Here is a 24,582-nt window from a genome sequence, read left to right as displayed (position 1 = left end):
AACTCACCACGCATTCCGTCACTTGGCAACACCTTTGCCCTGTGAAGTGGGGTGTGTTGGGAGGTTCTCTTGCTCACATTCCGATTCGCCCTTCGATTCGTCTGGTCTGCCCGCCTAGGTCGTGGGCTGGTATGCCCGCCTGGTGGGGGCTCCGGGCGCGGCCCGCGGCTCCGGCCGTAGTGTGTCGGCGTGACGACATCCGAGTCGCGGACCGCGCCCGTGATCCGACCCGCCCTTCCCGCCGACGTGCGCACCATCCGCGATCTCGTCGAGCCGCTCAGCCAGGAGCGCATCCTCCGGCCGTACGAGATGGTGGGGTACTACGAGGCGGTCCAGGAGTTCCTGGTGGCGACCGACCCGGCCGGTGCCGTGGGCGACGCCGCCGTCGGCTGCGGGGCGCTCCACGTGATGTGGGACGACCTCGCCGAGGTGCGCACGCTGGCCGTGCACCGCGACTGGCGGGGCCGCCGGGTGGGGCACGCGCTGCTCGAGGCCCTGATCGAGCGGGCACGAGCGCTGGGCCTGCGCCGCGTGTTCTGCCTGACGTTCGAGGTCGACTTCTTCGCCGCGCACGGGTTCCGGGAGATCGACGGCACGCCCGTCACGCCCGAGGTGTACGCCGAGCTGCTGCGCTCGTACGACGAGGGCGTGGCCGAGTTCCTCGACCTGGCCCGCGTGAAGCCCAACACCCTGGGCAACTCCCGCATGCTCCTGGAACTCTGACCGCACCCCCCCCATGCAGACCCACATCGCTTCGCCGAAGTAGAGCGTGCGTCCGGACGCACGCTCTACTTCGGCAGATGGAGGCGGTTGGCCTCGTCCTGTTCCGCCAGGCCGTCCTCGATCAGGCCGGCGATCGCGCGGTCGAGCTGCAGCGGGTCGTGCCACAGGCTCGCGAGAAGGGCCCGGTCCACGGGCTCGGCCGCCTGCCGGAGCTCGGCCATGACCCGGCCGCGCGCCTGCCGGTCGGTACCCGCCCAGGCCTGGGTACGACGCCGGTCGGCGTGCGCGTCCGGCGGTGAGCCCGCGCGCCGCCACGCGCAGAGCCCCGCGACCGGGCACGCGCCGCACTTCGGCGCCTTCGCGGTGCAGACCAGCGCACCCAGCTCCATCGACGCAGCGGCCCAGCGGGCAGCCTCCGTGTCGCCGGACGGTGCGAGCGCGGTCGCCAGGGCACGTTCGGCCGCCGTGTACGACGGTGCGGGCAGGGCGGTCCCGCCGACCGCCCGCGCGAGCACCCGGCGTACGTTCGTGTCCACCACGACCGAGCGCTTCCCGTAGGCGAACGCCAGGACCGCGGCGGCCGTGTACTCGCCGACGCCGGGCAGAGCGCGCAGCTCCTCCTCGGTCCGCGGTACTACGCCGTCGTGTCGTTCGACGATCGCCTTGGCGCACTCCTGCAGCCGCAGCGCGCGGCGCGGGTAGCCGAGCCGGCCCCAGGCGCGCAGCACGTCGGCGGTCGGCGCCTCCGCCAGGTCCGCGGGCGTGGGCCACTGCTCCAGCCACGCGCGCCAGGCGGGTTCCACGCGCACGACGGGGGTCTGCTGGAGCATCACCTCGCTGACGAGCACCCCCCACGGCGTCCGGTCGGGTGCGCGCCAGGGCAGCTCGCGCGCGGCGCCGTCGAACCACTGCACGACGCCGGTGCGCACCTCGGTACGCCGTGTCGCTTCCCGTGCTGTCACGGTGTCTCATCCTGCCGCACCGCTGCGCCCTGCCGAAGCCGGGAGCTGCCGGCGCGGCGCTCCCACGGGACCACACAAAGCCCGTGAAGTAGGACACGTGACCGACTCGACGGCGCGGCTGCCACGGAGCCGGTGCACGACGCCGTAGTTTGTGGCTGCGGGGTGTCACCGCACGTCAGACCGTTTCTACATGACTCAGCGAGAGGTTCAGCAGGTGGTCAGTGCGCCGGAGCGAGCCGAGCGGACCCAGGGGCATGGGGAACGGGCGCCCGCCACCAGACGCCCGCGGCTCGGCCGCGTGATCGCGGTGCTGGCCGTCCTGGTGGTCGGTGGTGTCGGCGCTGCTGTCACGTGGCCCCGGTCCGAAGCGCCGATCGTCTCGGCCAAGGAGAACCCGCCGGCCCCCGTGGACCCGAACGCCGCGGCGGAGCCGTGCGCACCCGAGGATCTCGACATGGGCCTCGCGGCGGACCGCACCACCGTCACACCCGGCGTGCGAGTCGGGTTCACGGTCTCGCTGAGGAACGAGGGAGAGGTGCAGTGCCTGGTCGACGCCTCCCGGCACAACCTCGCCGTCACCGTCTACGAGGGTGAGGTGGGCGAGCCGACGGCGGAGCGCGCGTGGTCGTCGGCCGACTGCGCCAGCGAGGAGGAGCGGCTGCTCCTCCTCGGACCCGGTGACGTCGACGTCACCGATGTGAGCTGGTCGGACTCCCGGTCGGTGCCCGGCTGCGAGCCGGGTCAGCCCAAGCTGTCCGCCGGTCAGTACACGGCGCAGGTCACGCTCGCGGGCGCCGAGGGTGCGGCCAGCGAGGTCGTCCAGCTCACGTACACGGTGCCGGAGCCGAGCAGGTCGCCGTCGCCGTCGGGCAGCCCGTCCGCCAGCTCCTCCGGGAAGGCCTCGGCCGACCCGAGCGCGTCGCCCGATCCGAGCGCGTCGCCCGACCCGAGCGGTGACGCCGACAAGAAGCCCTGACGCCGCCACCGTTGGTCGAGCTCGACCAACGGGTGCAGTTCGACCAACGGGTGCGGTCAGACGTACCGTTCGAGGATGCTGGACTCCGCGAGCCGGGACAGGCCCTCGCGGATGGTCCGGGCGCGCTGCTCGCCGACACCGTCGACCGACATGAGGTCGTCCACGCTGGCGGCGAGGAGCTTCTGCAGGCTGCTGAAGTGGCCGACGAGCAGCTCGATCGTGGTGTTCGGCAGGCGCGGCACCTTGGACAGGAGCCGGTAGCCGTGTGGTGCGACTGCGGCGTCGAGCGCGTCCCCGCCGCCGGGCAGGTCCAGGATCCGGCCGATCTGACCCATGTCGAGCAGCTGCTGCGACGTGAGCGCGGAGAGCTCGGCCTGCACGTCGGCGAGCGTGCGGTCCTTGCGGCCCAGCACGTAGTCGCGGATCACGAACTCGCGGTCCGAGCCGACGTCGCCGATCAGCTCGTCGAGCTGCAGTGCCAGGAGGCGGCCGTCCACGCCGAGCTCGATGACGTAGCCCGCGATCTCGTCGGAGATTCGGCCGACCATCTCGAGGCGCTGCACGACCGAGCAGACGTCGCGCACGGTGACCAGGTCCTCGATCTCCAGCGCGGACAGCGTGCCCGACACCTCGTCGAGACGGGCGCGGTACCGCTCGAGCGTCGCGAGGGCCTGGTTGGCGCGGCCGAGGATCGTGTCCGAGTCCTCCAGCACGTGCCGCTGCCCGCCCACGTAGAGGGCGACGATCCGCATGGACTGGCTCACGGAGATGATCGGAAAGCCGGTCTGCTTGGCGACCCGTTCGGCGGTGCGGTGCCGCGTGCCGGACTCCGTGGTCTCGATGGTCGGGTCGGGCAGCAGCTGCACCGCGGCCTTCCGGATGCGGGTGGCAGCCCGGTCGAGCACCACCGCGCCGTCCATCTTGGACAGCTCACGCAGGCGCGTGGCGGAGAAGTCGACGTCGAGCGCGAAGCCGCCCGAGCAGATCTGTTCGACCGTCGGATCGAGGCCCAGAACGATGAGCGCGCCGGTCCGGCCGCGCAGGATGCGCTCGAGCCCGTCGCGGAGTTCGGTCCCGGGCGCGACAGCGGCCAAGGTCTCCCGGAGCAGCTCGTCAGGGTGCGAGGAGGTCATGGCCACGAAGAAATCCTACGCTGTGCGCTGGGTCACAAGCAGTTCGTTTCACGAAGCGGTCAATCATCGTCCACGGCACGGAGTGATCTGCCGCCCGTCGGCTTGCCCCCCGACCCGCTCGGTGACTTGGCCGCCGACTCGCCCGCCGGCTTGCCCGCGGACCCGCCCGCCGACCGGGCCCACTCCACGACATCGCGGATGTGCGAGGCCTCGACCAGCTGGAGTCCTTCGGGCACCTTGACCCCGGTCCCGTGCGGCACGACGGCGTGCGCGAAGCCCAGGCGCGCGGCCTCGCCCAGCCGGCGGTCCAGCCCCACGACCGGGCGCAGGTCGCCCGCCAGGCCGACCTCTCCGATGGCCACCGTGGCACCCGGCAGCGGCAGGCCGTCGCGTGCGGACACGAGCGCCAGCGCGGCCGCGAGGTCCGAGGCAGGCTCGGTGATCCGGGCACCGCCCACCGTCGAGGCATAGACGTCCTGGTCGGCCAGACGCAGGCCGCCGTGACGCTGGAGCACGGCGAGGATCATGGCGAGCCGGCTGGAGTCGACGCCGCTCGTCGCGCGCCGCGGGTTGCTCAGCGGGCTCGGCGCCACGAGCCCCTGCACCTCGACGGCGAGCGGGCGGCGCCCTTCCAGCGTGACCGTGATGCAGGATCCGGCGACCCCTGATCCCGCATGTGATAGGAACAGCCCGGACGGGTCGGGCAGGCCGACGATCCCGTTCTCCGAGAGGTCGAAGCAGCCCACCTCGTCGGTCGGGCCGTACCGGTTCTTCACGGCGCGGATCATGCGCAGGCGCGAGTGCCGGTCGCCCTCGAACTGGCACACCACGTCGACCAGGTGCTCGAGCGTGCGCGGGCCGGCGACGGAGCCGTCCTTGGTCACGTGGCCGACGAGGATCGTGGGCATCTGCCGGTCCTTCGCCACGGCGATCAGCGCGGCGGCGACCTCCCGCACCTGCGACACGCCTCCCGGCGCGCCGTCCACCTGCCCGGACGCGATGGTCTGCACCGAGTCGACGATGAGCATGTCCGGCTGGTTCACCTCGAGGTGGCCGAGCACCGTCCCGAGGTCGGTCTCCGCGGCGAGCAGCAGCGTGGGTGACAGCGCACCGATTCGCTCGGCCCGCAGCCGGACCTGGCCGGCGGACTCCTCACCCGTCACGTACAGCACGGTGCGGGGCGACTCGAACCCGTTGGGTCCGAGGACGCCGTCGGCCACGTTGCTCGCGACGTCGAGCAGCAGGGTCGACTTGCCCACACCCGGTTCACCCGCGAGCAGGATCACCGCGCCCGGGACCAGCCCGCCGCCGAGCACCCGGTCGAACTCCCCGATGCCGGTCGGGTTGGCGCGTGCCGACTCCACGTCGATCTCCGCGATGGGCCGGGCGGGCTCGCGGGCGGGCGACACGGCGGCCGTGCGCGGCCCGGACGGCGCCGGTCCGTCATCGCTCACGGTGCCCCACGCCTGGCACTCCCCGCAGCGGCCGACCCACTTGACGGTGGTCCAGCCGCACTCGGTGCAGCGGTACGCGGGCCGTGCCCGCTTGGAGGTCGATGAGGTCACGTGCGCCACCGTACGTGCCGTCACTGACAGTGATGCGGCAGGGACGCCGAGGGCGATTCCGGCGGCGACACCGCCGGCGGCGATACTGACAGTGATGACGTCCGGATTCAGGTATTTTTCGACCATGCCGACCTCCGAAGGGCGCTTGGCGCGCCACGACGGACCGCGCACCGGCCCCCACGACTCCGCGTCCCCGGGCCGTCCGACGGCCCGCCAGGCCCGCCCGGCCCGCCCGGCAGGTCTGACGGTGACCCTCGCGGCCGCGCTGGGCATCTGGCTCGTCTGGTGGGCGATGGTCACCACGTGGCCCGGACAGCGTGTCGAGGAGCGGGTCTTCGTCACGGCCGACCGGTTCCAGGACGTCGTCAACCACCTGGTGGAGCCGGTGCTGCTCCTCGGCTCGCCGCCATGGCTCGTGACCGGGTTCCTGGTGGCGTGCGGGATCGGCCTGCTGCGCCGGAGACTGACGGCCGCGATCCTGGCCGCCGTCGTGGTCCTGGGATCGAACCTGACCACCCAGGTGATCAAGGACGGGGTGTTCCACCGCACGGGACTCGTCGGCGAGTGGAACCGGGACATCAACACCCTGCCGAGCGGCCACGTCACGGTGGTGGCGGCGGCCTGGGCGGCGCTCCTGCTGGTCGTCCCGCGCAGCTGGCGGCCGGCGACCGCGCTCGCCGGTGCCGCCGCGACCTGCGCCATGAGCCTTGCGACGATCGCCGACCGCTGGCACCGCCCGTCCGACGTCGTCGCGGCGGTGCTCGTGGTCGTGGCGTGGACCGCGCTGGTGTGCGCCTTCGCACCGGCCGGGTGGGCAGGCCCGGAAGACGTCTCTCCGGCCGGGGACGGCGACGGCGCGGCGCTGCTGGTGATCACGCTCCTCGGGACCGTGGCCGTGCCGACTGCGGTGCTCTCCGTCCTGGCGGCTGCGGCGACCGAGGGCCGCGTCTGGGCGGCGGCTCCGTGGGACGACGGCCTGACCGCCTACCTCGGGGGACTGCTTGCGGTGAGCGCGATCTCGGCCTTCGGGTTCGCCGTGCTGCTCTGGGTGTGCCGGACGGCGGCAGGGAGCCGTCGGGCCTGACCGGACGGTCGTCCAACACCGGGCGTGCCTCCGCCCGAATGTCAGTGCCCCGACATAAGGTTTCGGCTGAGCCACCGTGACGCACCCGGTGGACAGAGCACGGGGGAGCAAGGACATGACCGACCAGCGCGTGAACTCACCGCGCACCGGCGCGACCGCGTCGGTGGCCGCGAGGAAGGCGTCGCCCGCCGTGTACCGCAGGCGTCGGTTCGTGGTGGTGGTGGGGCTCCTCGTCATCGCGCTCTTCCTGGTGCTCGTCGCCGGCTTCGTGTGGCCGGGATTCTGGCGCGGCGAGGCGACGCCGCAGCCGGTTCCCACGGTGACGGTCACCGCCGCCGTACCGACGCCCACGGTCAAGGCGATGGAGCGCAGCGGTGAGGAGACCGCCTTCCAGAAGGCGCTCCCGTCCGCAGTGCTCCAGCTCGCGCTCGGCGCGCTCACCGAGGCGAAGGAGCCCAAGGGCGAGGGCGCGCTCGAGGCCTGGAACGCCGAGTACGCCGACGGCGACACGATCGAGGTGGCGCTGCTGGCGGGCCAGTGGGCGACGGAGGACGAGGCGGCCACCGCAGCCGCCGCCTGGACCAGGTCGGCCGGCGAAGCCGAGAGCGAGGGCGACGTGAAGGTCGGCAAGAAGGTGGTCGGGCAGTACGCGATCGTGCCGGCCAAGGGTGGTAAGGCCGTCGTCGTCTGGCAGAACGGGACGGCAGTCATGCGGGCGTCCGGTCCGGCCGACATGATGGAGGACTTCTACGCGGCGTTCCCGCTGTGAGCGCGCAGGGGAGAATGGCCTCGTGAACCAGCGACTTGCAGTGCTCGGGGCGGGAAACATGGGTGAGGCGGTGCTCGCGGGTGCGCTGTCGGCGGGCTGGGCGCCGGCCGACGTCGTGGCCACCGTGCGTACCGAGGCCAAGGCCCAGCACCTGCGCGAGACCTACCAGGTCGCCACCACCAGTGACAACGTGGCGGCGGTGCGGGGTGCGGGTCTCGTGCTCGTGGGTGTGAAGCCGAAGGACGTCGGTGCCCTGCTCGACGAGATAGCGCGCGGGATCGAGCCCGGCGCCGTGGTGGTCACGGTCGCGGCCGGCCACCCGGCGGCGTTCTACGAGCAGCGGCTGCCTGCGGGCACCGCGGTCGTGCGGACGGTGCCCAACACGCCCGCTGCGATCGGTGCGGGCATCACGGCGATCGCGCCCGGCGCCGCCGCGACGGAGGCCGATCTGCAGGCGGTGGAGCACCTGTTCGCCGGCACGGGCGCCGTGGTGCGTGCTGCGGAGAAGGACCTCGACGCCGTCTCGGCCATCTCGGGATCCGGCCCCGCGTACGTCTTCTACGTCGCCGACGCCCTCGCCGAGGCCGGCGTCCTGCTGGGCCTGACGCGTGACGTCGCCCGTCGCCTCGCGGTCCAGACCCTGCTCGGCGCGTCCCGCCTGATGGACGAGTCGGGTGAACATCCGGTGCTCCTGCGGGAGAAGGTCACCTCGCCGGGTGGCACCACGGCGGCGGCCCTGCGCGCCCTGGACGACGGCGGTGTGCGCGCCTCGTTCCTGACCGCGGCGACCGCCGCGCGTGACCGCGCCCGCGAGCTGGGTGGATGATCCTCCCGTGACCATCTCTCGACCCGCGATGACGCGGCCACCCGCAATGGCCGACGTCGCAGCCCTGGCCGGCGTGTCCCACCAGACCGTTTCCCGTGTGCTCAACGGGCACCGGAGCGTGCGCCCGGCGACGCGGGAGAAGGTGCTGGCGGCGATCGCCGAGCTCGGATACCGCCGCAACAGCGCGGCGCGGGCCCTGGTCACCGCGCGCTCGGACACCGTCGGCGTGGTGACCACCGGGTCCCCGCTGTTCGGCCCGTCGAGCACGCTGATCGCGGTCGAGGAGGCCGCACGCGAGCAGGGCTGGTACGTCAGCGTCGCGACGCTGCGCCGGTACGACGCCGCGACCATGCACAACGCCATGGAGCACTTCATGGACCAGGCGGTCGAGGGCATCGTCGTCATCGCGCCGCACACCGACGTGGCTGACGCGGTGGAGTCGTTCCGGGCGCCCGTGCCGGTGGTCCTCATCGCCGCCCGAGAGCTGGATCCGGACGTGCCGACGATCCCGCTGGCGGTGGACCAGCGCGCCGGGGCCCGGCTCGCCGTCGAGCACCTGATCGAGCTGGGGCACACGCGCATCCTGCACGTCGCGGGTCCGCCGGACTGGCTGGACGCCGTCGAGCGCGAGGAGGCCTGGCGGGCCGTCCTGACCGAGCACGGCCTGCCGGTGCCCGAGCCCGTGATCGCGGGCTGGAGCGCGGACCGCGGTTACATGGTGGGTCTGGACCTGGCGCAGCGGGTCAAGGCAGGGACCGGCCCGACGGCGGTCTTCGCCGCCAACGACCAGCTCGCCCTCGGCCTGCTGCGGGCGTTCTGGGAGTGCGGCGTCTCCGTGCCCGACGACGTCTCGGTGGTGGGCTTCGACGACGTCGACGGCTCCGGCCACTTCATCCCGCCGCTGACCACCGTGCGCCAGCCGTTCGTCGACCTGGGCCGGCGGAGCGTCGCGCTGCTCCTCGCCGCGATGGACGGCGGCAAGCCCGCGGCAGAGCTGATCGCGCCCGAGCTCGTCGTGCGCAGGAGCGCAGCGGCTCCACGCGCCTAAACGGCCGAAAACGTTTGGGTCGGACCCCAAAGTTGCGGTTGCGCAACGTCGTCGGCCCACCGCTGAGTGAGGCGTTGACACGTCCGCAGCGCAGTGGCAGAGTCACCGCGCACGAGGATGTTTACGTTCACATTCCGTCGTGGAGCAACGCTGTTGCCCGACGCGTGCCAAGGACATTGACGTCCAGGTGAGTCCGGACGCTGCTGTCCGGGGAAAGGGGTGCCGCCCGTGCCAGGCAGCCGCCCATTGGTGCCAGATCGCCGCCAACCTCTGCTAGGCCGCCGTCGTTCCCCGAGCCTCCGCGTGTCCGCGGCAGGCTGGAGCTTCGTCGCGCCGTTCCTTGTCGTGTTCGCGCTGATGATCGTGACCCCGCTGGTCTACTCCCTGTACCTGAGCCTGTTTCGCAACCAGCTCATGGGCGGTACGACCTTCGCGGGGCTCGACAACTACGTGACGGCGTTCTCCGACCCCAAGCTCTGGGACGGCGCCGGCCGAGTCGGGCTGTTCCTCCTGGTCCAGGTCCCGATCATGCTGGCGCTCTCGCTGATCGCCGCGCTCGCGATCGACAGCGGCCGCCTGCACGGCAAGGAGATCTTCCGGGTCGCGCTGTTCCTGCCGTACGCGGTACCCGGCGTCGTCGCGGTGCTGATGTGGGGCTTCATGTACGACGACCGCCTCGGCCTCACCGGGAGCCTCAACAACCTGGTGGGCTTCGCCCTCATCGACCCGTACACGAAGCAGTGGATCCTTACGGCGATCGGCAACATCGTGACGTGGGAGTTCGTGGGCTACAACATGCTGATCCTGTACGCGGCGCTCAAGACGGTGCCCACCGAGGTCTACGAGGCCGCCGCAATCGACGGCGCGGGCCAGTTCCGCATCGTGCAGTCGATCAAGCTGCCCGCCGTCCGAGGGGCGCTGGTCATCGCGACGATCTTCTCGATCCTGGGTAGCTTCCAGCTCTTCAACGAGCCGACCATCCTCAAGCAGATCGAGCCGGCGCTGATCTCGTCGTACTACACGCCAAACATCTACGCGTACAACCTGAGCTTCGAGGGCAACCAGGTGAGCTACGCGGCAACCGTCGCGATCGTGATGGGCCTCGTGACGGCCATCATCGCGTACATCGTGCAGCTTCGTGGGACGCGGAGGGACGCGTGATGGCCGGATACTCCTACCTTCGGCCGCGCAAGTCGGTCACGCTGACGGTCCTGCTGGGGGTGCTGCTCGTCTACTCGGTGCTGCCGCTGGCGTGGATGCTCTTCAGCATCACCAAGACGCAGCCCGAGCTGCTCAGCTCGTTCGGCCTCTGGTTCTCGGGTCCGTTCGCGCTGTTCGACAACCTGCAGCAGGTCGTGACCCACGACGACGGCGTGTTCCTCAAGTGGTTCGGCAACACGCTGATCTACGTGGTCGTCGGCGCCGGTGGCGCCACGGTCCTCGCGACGGCGGCCGGATACGGCCTGGCCAAGTACCGGTTCCGCGGCCGCAACGCGGTGTTCGCGACGATCCTCGGGTCGATCGCGGTGCCCGGCACGGCCCTCGCCGTGCCCACGTTCCTGCTGTTCAGCCAGTGGGGCCTCACCAACACCATGTGGGCGATCATCCTGCCCTCGCTGGTCTCGCCGTTCGGCCTCTACCTCATGTGGGTGTTCGCCGCGGAGGCGGTGCCCACGGAGATCCTGGAGGCGGCACGGATGGACGGCGCGGGCGAGTGGCGCACCTTCTTCACGATCTCGCTCCGGCTGCTCGCGCCGGGCATCGTGACGGTGGCGCTGTTCGCGATCGTCGCCACCTGGAACAACTACTTCCTGCCCCTGATCATGCTCAACGACCCGGATCTGTACCCCCTGACGCTCGGCCTGTACCAGTGGCTGGCGGACGCGTCGGGCATCGGTGCCCAGCCGGTGTTCAACCTGGTCATCACGGGTTCGTTCCTGACGATCGTGCCGATCGTGATCGTGTTCCTGGTGCTCCAGCGGTACTGGCAGTCGGGCTTGAGCGCGGGCGGCGTGAAGGCATGACCGATGTGCCGGAAACATCGAAAGACCTGAACTACGACGACGTGGAAGAAGGAAGACCATGACCATCACCCGCAACCGACGTGTCGCGCTCGGCGCCCTGGCCACCCTGCTGGCCGCTTCTCTCACCGCCTGCTCGGGCGGGGAGGAAGGCGGCGGTGGTGGCGGGAGCGAGGGCGCCAGCGCCGAGGAGATCGAGGCCGCGCTCCAGGAGGGCGGCAGCATCACCTACTGGACGTGGACGCCGCAGGCCGAGAAGCAGATCGAGGAGTTCGAGAAGGCGTACCCGAACGTCGACGTGACACTCGTCGACACCGTGGGCGCCGGCGATGCCAACACCAAGCTGCAGAACACGCTCGCCGCGGACAAGGGCGTGCCGGACGTGGTGCAGATCGAGTACCAGTCCATCCCGCAGTTCCAGCTTCCGGGCCAGCTCACCGACCTCACCGAGTACGGGTTCGGCGAGCTGGAGAGCCTGTACACGGCATCCACCTGGGGTTCGGTGTCGCAGAACGGCGGGATCTGGGGCCTGCCGCAGGACTCCGGCCCCATGGCGTTCTTCTACAACCAGGAGGTGTTCGACGAGGCCGGCGTCGAGGTCCCCACCACCTGGGACGAGTACATCGAGGTCGCGCGGGCCATCAAGGAGCACGACCCGGACAAGTGCCTCGCGAACGACTCGGGTGACCCGGGCTTCACGACGAGCATGATCTGGCAGGCCGGCGGTACCCCGTTCCAGAACGACGGCGAGAACGTCACCATCGACCTTGCCGACGAGGGCACCACCCGGTTCGCCGAGATGTACCAGCCGCTCATCGACGACGAGCTGATCTGCCAGCTGCCCGGCTGGAGCGACGAGTGGTACCAGGCGCTGGGCGACGGCACCATCGCGTCGGTCGCGCTCGGCGCCTGGATGCCCGGCATCCTCGAGGACGGCGTGCCCGACGGCAAGGGCAAGTGGCGTGTGGCGCCGATGCCGACGTACGACGGGACCCCGACCAACGCCGAGAACGGCGGCAGCACGGAGTCCGTCCCGGAGGCGTCGGAGAACAAGCTGCTCGCGGCAGGGTTCCTGAAGTGGCTCAACTCGAGCGACGAGTCGATCAAGGCCTTCATGGAGACCGGCGGCTTCCCGGCGACCGTCGAGCACCTCGAGTCCGAGGAGTTCCTGGGCTTCGAGTCCGAGTACTTCGGCGGACAGAAGATCAACGAGGTGCTCGGCGCCGGCGCGGCCGACGTCAACGAGGGCTGGCAGTACCTGCCGTGGCAGTCGTACGCGAACAGCATCTTCGCGGACACGGTCGGCCAGGCCTGGCTCGACAAGTCGTCGCTCCTGGACGGACTTGCCGCCTGGCAGGAGGAGAACGTCTCCTACGGCACCGGGCAGGGATTCACGGTCAACGGCTGACGCCACCGGCGTCGGCCACACCGAAGTTCTGAGCGAGCGGGGATCCCGGGCAACGGGATCCCCGCTCTGCGAGACCGCACCACCGCACCGCCCTGCACTACCCCCGATCCCTGCACTGCGATGAAGGAGTGTGGTACCCGTGAGGCGTCTTTATGCTGCCCTCGCTGCCCTGGCCTGCGTACTGGCGACCGCAGTAGGCGCGGTCTCCGCCCAGGCCCAGCCCGAGACGGTCGTCAACGCGACCCAGTTCACCGACACGTCGGGCAACCCGCTGCACGCCCACGGCGGCGGTGTCGTCAAGGTCGGTCAGTACTACTACTGGTTCGGCGAGAACCGGAACGCGGACAACACGTTCCGGTACGTCTCCGCCTACCGGTCGACGGACCTCGTCCACTGGGAGTTCCGCAACCACGTGCTCACCGAGGCGAGCCACCCGGAGCTCGGCATGGCCAACATCGAGCGGCCCAAGGTGATGTACAACCAGGCCACGGGCAAGTTCGTGATGTGGATGCACAAGGAGAACGGCACCGACTACTCGGAGGCCCGGGCAGCGGTCGCCGTGAGCGACACCGTGGACGGCAACTACACCTACCAGCGCAGCTTCCGGCCGCTCGGGCACATGTCCAGGGACATCGGCGTCTTCGTCGACACGAACGGCGACGGCTACATGTACTCGGCCGCGAACGAGAACTATGACCTGCACATCTACCGCCTGACCAGCGACTACACGGACGTGGCCAGCCTGGTCGCCAACCCGTGGCCGGGCGGTCACCGCGAGGCGCCCGCACTGTTCAAGCGGGGCAGCACCTACTTCATGCTGACCTCCGGCGCCACGGGCTGGAACCCGAACCAGCAGAAGTACGCGACGACCAGCAACCTCGCGTCCGGCTGGTCGGCGATGCAGAACGCCGGTGACGCCACCGCGTACGGCTCGCAGACCACGTTCGTCCTGCCGGTGCAGGGCACGTCCGGCACGTCGTACCTGTACATGGGCGACCGCTGGGGCAACTCGATAGGCACCAACGTCAACGGCTCCCGGTACGTGTGGGCGCCGATCACGTTCCCGACGTCGACCTCCATGTCGTTCAGCTATTTCCCGGAGCTCTCGATAGACGCCGCGGCGGGCACGATCACCGGGCAGGGCGGGCCGTTCGAGTCGCTCACCGCGCGGCACTCCGGCAAGTGCGCCGACGTGACGAGCCAGTCGTACGCCGCAGGTGCCGAGATCAAGCAGTACGACTGCAACAGCGGCGGCAACCAGCGCTTCTGGTTCCGGAGTGCGGGCAGCGGCTACTACAACCTCGTGGCCCGGCACAGCGCGCTGTGCGTGCAGGAGAACGCCGCGACGGTGACCCAGCAGGGCTGCGGCACGGGGACGAACCAGCAGTGGTCGGTGGTCGCGGCGTCGGGCAGCTATGTGACGATCCGGTCCCGCGCGACCGGCGAGTGCCTGGACGTCAACGGCGGTTCGACCGCGAACGGTGCGGCACTGATCACGTACACCTGCAACGGTGCGAACAACCAGCAGTGGACCCGCGGCTGACGGCACACCGGCCCTGAAGCCCGCTCCGAGATGACGTGGGGCGCCGAACCGGGCACGGTTCGGCGCCCCACGTCGTTCTCAAGACGGACCTGTCCTTACCCGGCTGTCGTAACGTATCGTGTGAGCGCTAACATCGCCGTAGACGGTCAGGCCACGGATTGCCGTGACGGCCGACCGACGGCTACACGAACGACGCCACGCGACGATGCGGGCAGGACGGAGCGGCCCACGATGGTGGAGCGGCAGGACGAAGGAGTGGAACGGCTCGCCGGCCTCCGGGAGGCGATAGAGCAGGGGCGCACCGCTCTCGGCATCGAGCTCGGCTCCACCAGGATCAAGGCATGCCTCGTCGGACCGGACAACGCGCCGCTCGCGAGCGGCAGCCACGACTGGGAGAACCAGCTCGTCGACGGCGTCTGGACCTACTCGCTGGACGCCGTGTGGTCGGGTCTGCAGGAGTCGGTGACAGCGCTGTTGTCGGACGTCGAGCGGCAGTACGGCGTGCGGCTCACCACCGTCGGCGCGCTGGGCGTCTCGGCGATGATGCACGGCTATCTCGCGTTCGACGAGGCCGACGAGCTGCTCGTGCCGTTCCGCACCTGGCGCAACACGAGCACCGAACGCGCCGCTACCGAGCTGACCGGCCTCTTCGGCTACAACATCCCCCTGCGCTGGTCGGTCGCCCACCTGTACCAGGCGATCCTCGACGACGAGCCGCACGTCGCGCAGGTGCGGCACTTCACCACCCTGGCCGGCTACGTGCACTGGCGCCTGACCGGGCAGCAGGTGCTCGGCGTCGGCGACGCCTCCGGCATGTTCCCGATCGACCCGGCGACGAAGGACTACGACCAGCGGATGCTGGCCCAGCTCGACGAGCTGGTGGGCGACCGTGGTTCGGGCCTGGGCATCACGGACCTGCTGCCGCGCGCCCTCCCCGCCGGCGCCGACGCCGGCGCGCTGACCGCTGAGGGCGCCGCGCTGCTGGACCCCACCGGAACGCTGCGCCCCGGGATCCCGCTGTGCCCGCCCGAGGGCGATGCCGGGACCGGCATGGTCGCCACCAACTCCGTGGCGCCCCGCACCGGCAACGTGAGCGCCGGGACCAGCATCTTCGCGATGGTCGTCCTGGAGAAGCCGCTGGAGAGCGTGCACGAGGAGCTGGACCTGGTCACCACGCCGGCCGGCGACCTCGTCGCGATGGTGCACTGCAACAACGGGGCCAGCGAGCTCGGCGCCTGGGCCGAGCTGTTCGGCCAGTTCGCCACGGCTCTCGGGCAGCCTGCCGCCCCGGACGCCGTGTTCGGCGCGCTGCTCCGGTCCGCCCTGGACGGCGACGCCGACGGCGGCGGCCTGCTCGCCTACAACTACCTGTCCGGCGAGCCCATCACGGGCCTCGAGGCCGGCCGCCCGCTGTTCACGCGCACGCCCGACAGCCGGCTCACTCTCGGCAACTTCGCGCGCACGCAGGTCTACAGCGTGTTCGGCACCCTGAGCCTCGGCATGCGGGTGCTGGCCGAGGAGCAGGTGGGGCTGGACTCCATGTTCGCGCACGGCGGCCTGTTCCGGACCGAGGGTGTGGCCCAGCGTCTGCTGGCCGCCGCGCTCGGTGCGCCGGTGGCCGTCGGCCGGACGGCGGGCGAGGGCGGCGCCTGGGGCATCGCGGTGCTCGCCGCCTATCGGGCGTCCGCGCACGGCGCGGCCGCCCCCGAGCAGAGCCTGGGCGCCTACCTCGGCGCCGAGGTGTTCGCGGACGCCGCGCTCGACGTCGTCGAGCCGGACGCCGGTGACGTGGCGGGCTTCTCCGCCTACCTGGAGCGGTACAGCGCGGGCCTCGCGATCGAGCGCGCCGCCGTCGAGACGCTCCGGACCCGAGACACGACGCAGGAGAGCGACCGATGAGCAAGGCACTGACCGACTACTCGCAGGCAGTCCAGGAGGAGGTGGCGCGCGTCCGCGTGGTCGTCTCCGACCTGCACGCCGAGCTGCCGCGCTGGGACCTCGTGGTCTGGACCGCGGGCAACGTGTCGCAGCGCGTGCCGAACCCCGACGTGCCGGACGGCAGCGCCGACCTGTTCGTCATCAAGCCCTCCGGCGTCTCCTACGACGACCTCACCCCCGCCGGCATGGTCGTGTGCGACCTCGACGGCAACCTCGTGGACGGGACGCGGTCGCCGTCGTCGGACACCGCCGCGCACGCCTACGTGTACCAGCACATGGCCGAGGTGGGCGGCGTCGTGCACACGCACTCCACGTACGCGACGGCCTGGGCCGCGCGCGGCGAGGAGGTGCCCTGCGTGCTCACGATGATGGCCGACGAGTTCGGCGGCCCCGTGCCGATCGGCCCGTTCGCGATCATCGGCGACGACTCGATCGGGCGGGGCATCGTCGAGACGCTCAGCGGCCACCGCAGCCCCGCCGTCCTGATGCGCAACCACGGGCCGTTCACGATCGGTCGCGACGCCAAGGCGGCGGTGAAGGCCGCCGTGATGGTCGAGGAGGTCGCCCGTACGGTGCACATCTCCCGCCAGCTCGGCGAGCCCGTCCCGATGGAGCAGCAGCACATCGACTCTCTCTACGACCGTTACCAGAACGTTTACGGCCAGCCCGCGACGACGCCGTCGGGCACTACTGCGGCCGACACCAAGAACACGGAAGGACAGGCATGAGCACCAAGCCCTATGCGGACCGTGAGGTCTGGTTCCTCACCGGGAGCCAGGACCTCTACGGCGAGGAGACCCTCGCCCAGGTCGCCGAGCAGTCGCAGGAGGTGGCCCGGGCGCTGGACGCGTCGTCGGACGTGCCGGTCAAGGTGGTGTGGAAGCCGGTCCTGAAGGACTCGGTGGCGATCCGCCGCGCCATGCTGGACGCGAACGGCGACGACAACGTTCTCGGCGTCGTCACGTGGATGCACACGTTCAGCCCCGCGAAGATGTGGATCGCCGGCCTGGACACGCTGCGCAAGCCGCTGCTGCACCTGCACACGCAGGCCAATGTCGAGCTCCCCTGGGACGACATCGACATGGACTTCATGAACCTCAACCAGGCAGCGCACGGCGACCGCGAGTACGCGTACATCGCCACGCGGCTCGGCGTCGCGCGCACCACGGTGGTGGGGCACGTCTCCAACCCGGCCGTCACGCGCCGGGTGGGCACCTGGGTGCGCGGCGCGGCCGGCTGGGCGGCGACGCACGAGCTCAAGCTGGTGCGCTTCGGCGACAACATGCGCAACGTCGCCGTCACCGAGGGTGACAAGACCGAGGCCGAGCTGCGGTTCGGTGTCTCGGTGAACACGCACGGCGTGAACGAGCTGGTCGCGGCGGTGGACGCCGTCGAGGAGGCCGCCATCGACAAGGTCGTGGCCGAGTACGAGGAGAAGTACGACGTCGCCCCCGAGCTCCGGGCCGGCGCCGAGCGGCACGACTCCCTGCGCTACGCCGCACGCCAGGAGATCGCGCTGGAGGGCTTCCTGGAGGCTGCCGGCGCCAAGGCGTTCACCACCAACTTCGAGGACCTGGGCGCGCTGCGCCAGCTCCCCGGGCTCGCGGTGCAGCGCCTCATGGAGAAGGGCTACGGCTTCGGCGCCGAGGGTGACTGGAAGACGGCGGTGCTCGTCCGGGCCGCCAAGGTGATGGGGCTGGGCCTCCCCGGGGGCGCGAGCCTCATGGAGGACTACACGTACGACCTCACCCCCGGTTCCGAGCTCATCCTCGGCGCGCACATGCTCGAGGTCTGCCCGTCGCTGACCACCGCGACGCCGCGCATCGAGGTCCACCCGCTCGGCATCGGCGGCAAGGAGGACCCGGTCCGGATGGTCTTCTCGGCCGACGCCGTCGAGGGCGCCGTCGTCGTCTCGCTCGCGGACATGCGGGACCGGTTCCGCCTGACCGCCAACGTGGTGGACGTCGTCACCCCGCCGCACGACCTGCCGAACCTGCCGGTCGCCCGCGCGATGTGGAAGCCGCGGCCGTCGTTCGAGGTCTCGGCCGAGTCGTGGCTGACGGCGGGCGGCGCGCACCACACGGTCATGTCGACCGCCGCGGGCATCGAGGCGTTCGAGGTCTTCGCGAACATCGCGCGCACCGAGCTGCTCGTCATCGACGAGGACACGACGCGTCGCGGCTTCGCCGACCAGGTCCGCTGGAACCAGGTCTACTACCGCGTGGCCCAGGGCCTCTGACCGTTGAGTGCTGGCTATTTGTTGTCCGGAGCCGTCTGGGACAACAAATAGCCAGCACTCAACGAGGTTCAGCCGACCACCGGCCAGCCGGCCTTCCAGCCCAGGCGGTGCAGGCCGAGCGTCGGGAAGTACGGGATCTCCTCGTTGGCGCCGTCGTAGTAGTGGTAGGCGAGGACGCCGTCGTGCACCGACTGGCCGCCCGGGCCGACCCTCGGACCGCTCGACTCCAGGAGCACCGTGCCCCCGCCGCCGACCATGTCGCGGCCCTCCTTGTCGAGGTACGGGCCGGTCACGTCGCGGGAGCGCCCGACGACCACCTTGTAGGTACTGTCTGCCCCGGCGCAGCAGGCGTCGAACGAGACGTACAGGTAGTACCAGCCGCCCCGCTTCTGGATGTACGGGGCCTCGACCCGGTTGCCCGGCGCGAACCGGTCGACCAGGTGGACGGCGTTCTCCAGGGCGCCGGCCACGGGCTTGCCGCTGGGCCAGGAGATCTCGACCAGGAAGATGCCGTACCAGTGCGAGCCGATCGCCATGTACGGCGTGCCGTCCGTGCCGGTGACGATGCCCGCGTCGATCGCGTTGAACTCCTTGCCGTCCTCGATCGGGGCCGGGGAGGTGATGACGGGTCCCTGGTCCACCCACTCGTAGTCGGGGTCGTCCGGGTCGAGGGTCGTGTTCGTGGCGAGCGCCGTGACCGAGTTGTTGGTGCCGAAGCGGGACGCCGAGTAGTACAGGTAGTACGTGCCGTCGTGCTGGTAGACCTCAGGCGCCCAGAGGTTGTCCGGCAGGGCGCCGTCCGAGAAGTGCTCGTCGATCCAGGCCGGGATCTCGTCCCAGACGGTGCCCTCGTAGGCCCAGGTGGTGCCGCGGTCGTGCGACGACCACATCTGCACGGTCCCGCCGTTCTCGCGGTTCAGCAGGCCGGTCGAGTACACCCACCAGGTGCCGTCGTCGTCGACGGTGAGAGCGGGGTCGTGGATCGGCGAGGTGTCGCCGACGACGGCGATCTCGCCGGGCTTGCCTCCGGGCGCACCACCCGGTGCTCCGGCCACCGCACCGGACGCCGGAGCGCCTATCGCGATGGCCGTCATGAACGCGAGCGCGCCGAGCGCCGCGAGTGGTCTGCGTAGTGACATCTTTGTCCTCCGGTTTGGTCGGATCCTGCTGCTACAACTTCACTTCTACAACGATGTAGAGTGTAGAGGAACACTCGCTCCGAGCACCATCGTCGAAAGGCCGCGCACCGATGCCGGTGAGGATGCAGGACGTCGCGCAGCGTGCCGGCGTCTCCGTCAAGACCGTCTCGAACGTGGTCAACGGATACCCGCACATCCGCGACTCGACCCGCCGGCGCGTCGAGGAGGCGATCGACCACCTCGGCTACCGGATGAACACCTCGGCCCGCGACCTGCGCACCCGGCGTACAGGCATGATCACGCTCAACGTGCCGGAGCTGTCGCTGCCTTACTTCGCCGAGCTCGCCGACTCGGTGATCCGCGCCGCCGACGAGCGCGGCTGGTCGGTGCTCATCGAGCAGACCGGCGCCGAGCGTGAGCGGGAGCTCGAGGTGCTCACGGGGAACCGCCGCCACCGCGGCGACGGCGTGATCTTCTCGCCCCTCGCGCTCGGCCCCGACGACCTCGACCACTTCGACGTCGACTTCCCGCTCGTCGTCCTCGGCGAACGGGTCTTCGGTGCGCGTGCCGACCACGTGACCATGAACAACGTGGAGGGCGCCCGGGCCGCCACCGCACACCTCATCGCATCGGGCCGACGGCGTATCGCCGTCGTCGGCGCGCACGCGGGCGAGGTCATCGGCTCGGCGGCGCTGCGGCTGGCGGGCTACGAGCGGGCGCTCGCCGATGCCGGGATCCCGTTCGACCCGGCGCTCGTGGGCGAGGCGGGTCTCTGGCACCGCTCGACCGGCGCCGAGACGATGGGCCGGCTGCTCGACTCCGGGACGACCATCGACGCGGTGTTCGCCCTGAACGACGCGATGGCGCTCGGCGCCCTGCACGCGCTGCACGAGCGGCGGATCGACATCCCCGGCGACATCGCGCTCATCGGGTTCGACGACGTGGACGACGTCCGCTACTCGGTGCCCACCATCTCGTCGGTGGACCCGGGCCGCGACGAGATCGCGCGCACCGCCGTCGGCCTGCTGGTCGAGCGGATCACCGGAAGTGTCGCGCCGTTCCGGCGCACGGTGCCTGACGCGCGGATCGTCGGCAGGGAGTCGACAGGCGACGCACAGGGCGACGGCGAGACGACGGTGGCCGTGCGACCAGGTCGGGTGGAGGACATAGCGGTCAGCCCGCTGACGGTCGCCTGACGTCGTCCGGCCGGCTGATCTCGTCCATGCGGTTCAGCCGCTCGTCGACCATCAGCCCGGTGAGCCACAGCGGCACCGCGATCCCGGCGAGCAGCCCGAGCAGGGGGACCACGTACGCGACGAGGCCGCACACGCCGAGCACCACCACCGCACCCACTGCGGTGCCGGGGCCGAGCGCCGGGCTCAGCAGCAGGAAACGCCAGGTGTCGAGGGCGGACCGGTCGTAACGCAGCACCACCCTGGGCCAGTAGGCGAGCACCACCGCGCCCCAGGCACCCACCAGGATGAGCCCCAGCTGCAGCGCCGCACGGCCGGGGCCGTCCAGCTGCCCGAGCACGGCGAGGTCGAGCAGCAGGGCCGCGCCCCCGATCGTCAGCGGAGCGCCTAGCACGTTGGCGCGGCGCCAGCCCGCAAGCCACTCCCGCCAGAAGGGCCGCCAGGGGGACTCGGCAGGATCGCCGTCGAGCAGCAGCACGCCGGCCGCCCGGACCGCGGGCCACAGCCCCAGTACGACGCCCCCAGCGAGCGCGCCGAGCAGGACCAGCACGTTGACCTCGACCAGGCGCGTGACCCGCCGGAGCACCCGCATGACGCCGCCGGTCCAGCCGATCTCGTCCACGGCGGACGTGTCGCGCGCCGGCTTGTCCGGCCTGAGCTCGCTCACCTGTCGTCCACCCTCGTGCCGGTCACTACCCGACCGGCGTCGTCCGTCGCTGTCAGGCACAGGGTGGCACGGCCGCGGACGGCGTCCCAGCCGGGGAAGACGACGGCCGTCCATCGCGGGGCGGAGGTCGGCGCGCCGCCAGGGTGTCCCCAGGTGAACCGTCCCGCGCCGAGCGGACGCGCCCGGCCCACGCCGGTGAGCGCACCGTCCAGCACCTCGTCCAGCGCGCCGGTGCGGCCGTCGACCACCTTGGCGGTCGCGGCGCCGACGTCGAGCACCTCCCAGGTGCCGCCGAACACCGCGGGGGAGGCCGGCCAGGTGGCGGTGTCGTCGTTCTCCCGGTCCGGTCCCGCCCAGGGCTGCGGGGAGACCAGTGGCCAGCCGTCGTGGGTCCACACCAGCCGGCGTAGCTGGACGCGGTGCTCGGTCGGGGCGTCGGCGTCGCGCACGTGGTGGACCAGGAGCTGACGCCCGGGTTCGGTGAGGACCGACGCGTGCCCCGGCGCCAGGAGCCCCGGGCCGCCGGCCAGCCGGTGGCTCGCCAGGAGCGGTACCCCGACCTGCCACGGGTCGACGCCGGACGCCGCGCCCTCGCCGGCGCCCGCGCCCGCTCGCTCTGCAGCGCGCGTGACCGCGGTGCCGGCGGCGCCGGCGGTCATCGCCCGCCCGCCCCGGTCGCGGAACGGTCCGGTGACGTCGTCGCCGACGGCGGCCCGCAGGTGGTACGTCCCGGCCAGCGAGTCGTACGAGACCAGGAGCGCCCAGCCGCCGTCCGGCCGGGGGAGGACGAACGCGCCCTCGACGGCGCCGTCGGCGAGCCGGGGGCGGCGGGCCAGCAGCGTTCCCGGCGCACTGCGCAGCGCACCGGGCGCGGGTGCGTCGACGACGAAGCCGGTGGCGGGGTCGACGGGCAGCGCGTAGATGCCGCCGAAGAACGAGCCGTAGACCAGCCACTGGCGGCCGCCGCTCTGCTTGATGCCCGGCTGACCGATGCCCGGCTGACCGATGCCCGGCTGACCGATGCCCGGACGCTCGACGACGAGGTTCGCGTCGATCGCGTTGGGGTGCCTGAACCCGGCCCGGGTGGCCACGTGGTCGCTCGCGACGACCATCCCGCGGTCGGTCCACGGACCGGACGGGTGCGGCGCGGTCGCGAGCCCGATCGCCGACCGGCGCGACCCGAACGTCGACGCCGAGTAGTACATGCGCCACTCGGCGGGGCCCGGCTCGCCCGAGCGGACGACCTCGGGCGCCCACAGGCCCCCGGCGCGGGACCAGTCGGCGGCCGGTCCGGGAACGCCGTCGAGCGCCCAGCCGTGCAAGTCCCAGCGCACCAGGTCGCGCGAGGTGCGCACCTGGACGCCGGCCCGGACGGGACCGTCCGACCGGGCGTCCGTGGAGAACATCCAGTACGTGCCGTCGTCGTCCCGGACGACCGTGGGGTCGTGGACGTGCCGGCCGCCCCAGGTGGAGGTGGTCACGTCAGCCCTTGGTGCCGGTGAGGGCGACCGACTCGATGATCTGCCGCTGGAAGATCAGGAAGATCGCGAGGATCGGCAGCAGCGCCACGAACGAGGCGGCCATGATCAGCGGGTAGTCCCGCTGGGTCGCGTACTGCACGTTCATGTTGGCGATGACCACCTGGAGCGTCTGCCGCTCCGGCGTGTTCAGGTACAGGATCGGCGCCAGGTAGTCGTTCCAGACCATCATGAACCAGAGGATGAACTGGGCTGCCACCGCCGGCCGGATGATCGGGAAGATCAGCCGCCAGAAGATCTGCCAGAAGTTCGCGCCGTCGATCTTCGCCGCCTCGATGATCGAGTTCGGCACGTTCTCCAGGTACTGCCGCAGGAAGAAGATCACGAGGATGTTCCCGAAGATCGCCGGGACGATCAGCGGCAGGAGCGTGTCGACCCAGCCGATCCGCGAGAACATCACGAACTGCGGGATCATCAGGGTCGGGTACGGGATCATGATCCCGGTCAGCATGCCGATGAAGATGAGGTTGCGGAACGGCAGGCGCATCTTCGCGATGGCGAACGCCGCCATCGAGCAGGTGATCATGCCCAGCACCGTGACGGACGCCGCCACGATGAAGCTGTTCTGGAACCCGGTCAGGATGCTGGAGTCCTGCCACATCCGGACGTAGGTCTCCCACTGGGGCACCTCGGGGATCCACACGGGCGGCAGGGCGAAGACCTCGTTCTTGGTCTTCAGGGACGTCGAGACCATCCAGACCAGCGGGGCGATCATCACCACCGCTCCGACCGAGAGCAGGACGAAGACGAGCCAGTCGCCGATCCGGGTGCTCGTGGTCCGGCTCATCGGCGCGTGGCCGCGGGTCTTGCGGACGGGAGGCGTGAAGCCGAGGGTGTCGCGGCTCGTGGCCGTCGTGGTGCTCATGATTCCTCCGGCTCAGTCGATGTCGAAGCTGTTGCGCCGGTTCAGGCGGAACTGGATCAGGGTGACGACGAGGATGAGCAGGCCGAGGACTATCGCCATCGCCGTCGCGTAGCCCATCTGCTGGTACTTGAACGCCTGCCGCCAGATGTGCCAGACGGCGGAGGCGGTGCTGTACTCCGGTCCGCCCGTCGGCGTCATGATGTTGACCTCGGTGAAGAGCTGCGCGCCGCCGATCACGTTGGTCACGACGAGGAAGAACGTCACCGGCCGGACCATGGGCAGCGTGATGCTGCGGAACCGCTGCCAGCCGTTGGCGCCGTCGAGCTGCGCGGCCTCGTAGAGCGAGCGCGGCACCGACTGGATGGCGGCCAGGTACAGGATCATCGAGAACCCCAGGCCCTTCCAGATCGCCATCAGGATGATCGCCGGCTTGGCCCAGAACGTGCTCGCGAGCCAGTTGGGGCCGTCGATGCCGACGAGGGCCAGGGCCTGGTTGACCAGGCCGAAGTCACCGTTGTACGCCCACTGCCACAGGATGGCGATCGCCGCCAGCGACGAGATGACCGGCACGTAGTAGATGGTGCGGAACGCCGTCAGACCCACGATCTTGCGGTTCATCGCGACGGCCAGAGCCAGCGACACGGCAAGGCCGATCGGGATGCCGATCATGTAGAAGAACGTGTTGTAGATCGACTCGAGGAAGTTCGCGTCGCTGAAGAGCCGGACGTAGTTGTCGAGCCCGACGAACCGCATGACCCCGAGGCCGTTCCAGTTCGTCAGCGACGCGTACACCGCGAAGCACACGGGGTAGAGCGTGAACAGCAGGTAGCCGATCACCGGGGCCGCGACGAAGGCGAGCGCCCAGCGGTTCTCGGACCGGTGCAGGCGCGAGGCCGAGCCAGCCATGAGGTTCCTCTCTGCAGTGGCCGCGGGGTCGTCAACCGG

The 24,582-nt window shown here is 70.9% G+C and carries 22 protein-coding genes; 14 read left to right on the top strand and 8 right to left on the bottom strand.

Annotated features, from left to right (window positions below):
* Positions 1 to 189: 189 nt before the first annotated feature.
* Positions 190 to 723 (top strand): amino-acid N-acetyltransferase, encoded by a 534-nt coding sequence (locus ACFO6V_RS12680; RefSeq protein WP_377135845.1) that lies wholly within the window; start codon positions 190 to 192, stop codon positions 721 to 723.
* 65 nt (positions 724 to 788) lie between these two features.
* Here the strand turns inward: ACFO6V_RS12680 and ACFO6V_RS12675 are convergent, their stop codons facing one another.
* Entirely contained in the window at positions 789 to 1,685 is an 897-nt protein-coding gene (locus ACFO6V_RS12675) for an HhH-GPD family protein (protein ID WP_377135843.1), read from the bottom strand.
* A 190-nt stretch (positions 1,686 to 1,875) separates the two neighbouring features.
* On the opposite strand from ACFO6V_RS12675, the gene ACFO6V_RS12670 reads away from it, so the two are divergent.
* Positions 1,876 to 2,661: a hypothetical protein gene (locus ACFO6V_RS12670; protein ID WP_377135841.1), complete on the top strand. Its 786-nt coding sequence runs from the start codon at positions 1,876 to 1,878 to the stop codon at positions 2,659 to 2,661.
* Positions 2,662 to 2,717: 56 nt separating this feature from the next.
* On the opposite strand, the gene disA is transcribed toward ACFO6V_RS12670, so the two are convergent.
* A complete protein-coding gene (disA, locus tag ACFO6V_RS12665) occupies positions 2,718 to 3,794 on the bottom strand; it encodes a DNA integrity scanning diadenylate cyclase DisA (RefSeq protein WP_357452367.1) in 1,077 nt (358 codons plus the stop codon).
* A 59-nt stretch (positions 3,795 to 3,853) separates the two neighbouring features.
* Complete coding sequence (gene radA, locus ACFO6V_RS12660; protein ID WP_377135839.1) at positions 3,854 to 5,359, bottom strand: DNA repair protein RadA; 1,506 nt, start codon at positions 5,357 to 5,359, stop codon at positions 3,854 to 3,856.
* A 124-nt stretch (positions 5,360 to 5,483) separates the two neighbouring features.
* On the opposite strand from radA, the gene ACFO6V_RS12655 reads away from it, so the two are divergent.
* From ACFO6V_RS12655 to araA, 11 genes are all read left to right on the top strand, one after another.
* The gene (locus ACFO6V_RS12655) at positions 5,484 to 6,443 is read left to right on the top strand and encodes a phosphatase PAP2 family protein (protein ID WP_377135837.1); all 960 of its coding nucleotides are present in this window, start codon (positions 5,484 to 5,486) and stop codon (positions 6,441 to 6,443) included.
* 115 nt (positions 6,444 to 6,558) lie between these two features.
* Complete coding sequence (locus ACFO6V_RS12650; RefSeq protein WP_377135835.1) at positions 6,559 to 7,212, top strand: hypothetical protein; 654 nt, start codon at positions 6,559 to 6,561, stop codon at positions 7,210 to 7,212.
* Positions 7,213 to 7,234: 22 nt separating this feature from the next.
* Entirely contained in the window at positions 7,235 to 8,038 is an 804-nt protein-coding gene (gene proC / locus ACFO6V_RS12645) for a pyrroline-5-carboxylate reductase (RefSeq protein WP_377135833.1), read from the top strand.
* Between the two features lie 46 nt (positions 8,039 to 8,084).
* Positions 8,085 to 9,086 carry a LacI family DNA-binding transcriptional regulator gene (locus tag ACFO6V_RS12640; RefSeq protein WP_377136604.1) on the top strand — a complete coding sequence of 334 codons (1,002 nt, stop codon included), beginning with the start codon at positions 8,085 to 8,087 and terminating at the stop codon, positions 9,084 to 9,086.
* A 303-nt stretch (positions 9,087 to 9,389) separates the two neighbouring features.
* Positions 9,390 to 10,247: a carbohydrate ABC transporter permease gene (locus ACFO6V_RS12635; protein ID WP_377135831.1), complete on the top strand. Its 858-nt coding sequence runs from the start codon at positions 9,390 to 9,392 to the stop codon at positions 10,245 to 10,247.
* Entirely contained in the window at positions 10,247 to 11,110 is an 864-nt protein-coding gene (locus ACFO6V_RS12630) for a carbohydrate ABC transporter permease (RefSeq protein WP_377135829.1), read from the top strand. Before ACFO6V_RS12635 ends, ACFO6V_RS12630 begins: the two co-directional genes overlap by 1 nt.
* Before the next feature lie 58 nt (positions 11,111 to 11,168).
* Positions 11,169 to 12,515, top strand: a complete 1,347-nt coding sequence (locus ACFO6V_RS12625; RefSeq protein WP_377135827.1) for an ABC transporter substrate-binding protein — start codon at positions 11,169 to 11,171, stop codon at positions 12,513 to 12,515.
* Between the two features lie 139 nt (positions 12,516 to 12,654).
* Positions 12,655 to 14,058, top strand: a complete 1,404-nt coding sequence (locus ACFO6V_RS12620) for an RICIN domain-containing protein (RefSeq protein ID WP_377135825.1) — start codon at positions 12,655 to 12,657, stop codon at positions 14,056 to 14,058.
* A gap of 231 nt (positions 14,059 to 14,289) precedes the next feature.
* Positions 14,290 to 15,957, top strand: a complete 1,668-nt coding sequence (locus ACFO6V_RS12615; protein WP_377135823.1) for a xylulokinase — start codon at positions 14,290 to 14,292, stop codon at positions 15,955 to 15,957.
* On the top strand, positions 15,954 to 16,724 hold the full coding sequence (locus ACFO6V_RS12610) for an L-ribulose-5-phosphate 4-epimerase (RefSeq protein WP_377135821.1): 771 nt from the start codon (positions 15,954 to 15,956) through the stop codon (positions 16,722 to 16,724). Before ACFO6V_RS12615 ends, ACFO6V_RS12610 begins: the two co-directional genes overlap by 4 nt.
* A complete protein-coding gene (gene araA, locus ACFO6V_RS12605; RefSeq protein ID WP_377135819.1) occupies positions 16,721 to 18,235 on the top strand; it encodes an L-arabinose isomerase in 1,515 nt (504 codons plus the stop codon). Before ACFO6V_RS12610 ends, araA begins: the two co-directional genes overlap by 4 nt.
* A gap of 68 nt (positions 18,236 to 18,303) precedes the next feature.
* On the opposite strand, the gene ACFO6V_RS12600 is transcribed toward araA, so the two are convergent.
* On the bottom strand, positions 18,304 to 19,374 hold the full coding sequence (locus tag ACFO6V_RS12600) for an arabinan endo-1,5-alpha-L-arabinosidase (protein ID WP_377135817.1): 1,071 nt from the start codon (positions 19,372 to 19,374) through the stop codon (positions 18,304 to 18,306).
* Positions 19,375 to 19,484: 110 nt separating this feature from the next.
* Between ACFO6V_RS12600 and ACFO6V_RS12595 the strand changes: the two genes are divergently transcribed.
* Complete coding sequence (locus ACFO6V_RS12595; protein ID WP_377135815.1) at positions 19,485 to 20,570, top strand: LacI family DNA-binding transcriptional regulator; 1,086 nt, start codon at positions 19,485 to 19,487, stop codon at positions 20,568 to 20,570.
* On the opposite strand, the gene ACFO6V_RS12590 is transcribed toward ACFO6V_RS12595, so the two are convergent.
* Genes ACFO6V_RS12590 through ACFO6V_RS12575 form a run of 4 tightly spaced genes read right to left on the bottom strand, consistent with a single transcriptional unit; the run spans position 20,548 to position 24,543 of the window.
* Positions 20,548 to 21,234 carry a DUF624 domain-containing protein gene (locus ACFO6V_RS12590; RefSeq protein ID WP_377135813.1) on the bottom strand — a complete coding sequence of 229 codons (687 nt, stop codon included), beginning with the start codon at positions 21,232 to 21,234 and terminating at the stop codon, positions 20,548 to 20,550. The genes ACFO6V_RS12595 and ACFO6V_RS12590 overlap by 23 nt on opposite strands.
* A complete protein-coding gene (locus ACFO6V_RS12585) occupies positions 21,231 to 22,715 on the bottom strand; it encodes an arabinan endo-1,5-alpha-L-arabinosidase (protein WP_377135810.1) in 1,485 nt (494 codons plus the stop codon). The genes ACFO6V_RS12590 and ACFO6V_RS12585 overlap by 4 nt, the downstream gene beginning before the upstream one ends.
* 1 nt (position 22,716) lies before the next feature.
* Positions 22,717 to 23,637: a carbohydrate ABC transporter permease gene (locus ACFO6V_RS12580; protein ID WP_377135807.1), complete on the bottom strand. Its 921-nt coding sequence runs from the start codon at positions 23,635 to 23,637 to the stop codon at positions 22,717 to 22,719.
* Between the two features lie 12 nt (positions 23,638 to 23,649).
* A complete protein-coding gene (locus tag ACFO6V_RS12575) occupies positions 23,650 to 24,543 on the bottom strand; it encodes a carbohydrate ABC transporter permease (protein WP_377135805.1) in 894 nt (297 codons plus the stop codon).
* Positions 24,544 to 24,582: the final 39 nt, after the last annotated feature.

The sequence above is a fragment of the Promicromonospora alba genome, assembly GCF_042654905.1.
In the GTDB taxonomy this organism is placed as follows: Bacteria; Actinomycetota; Actinomycetes; order Actinomycetales; family Cellulomonadaceae; genus Promicromonospora; species Promicromonospora alba.
This window is presented reverse-complemented; position numbering and strand designations above follow the sequence as displayed.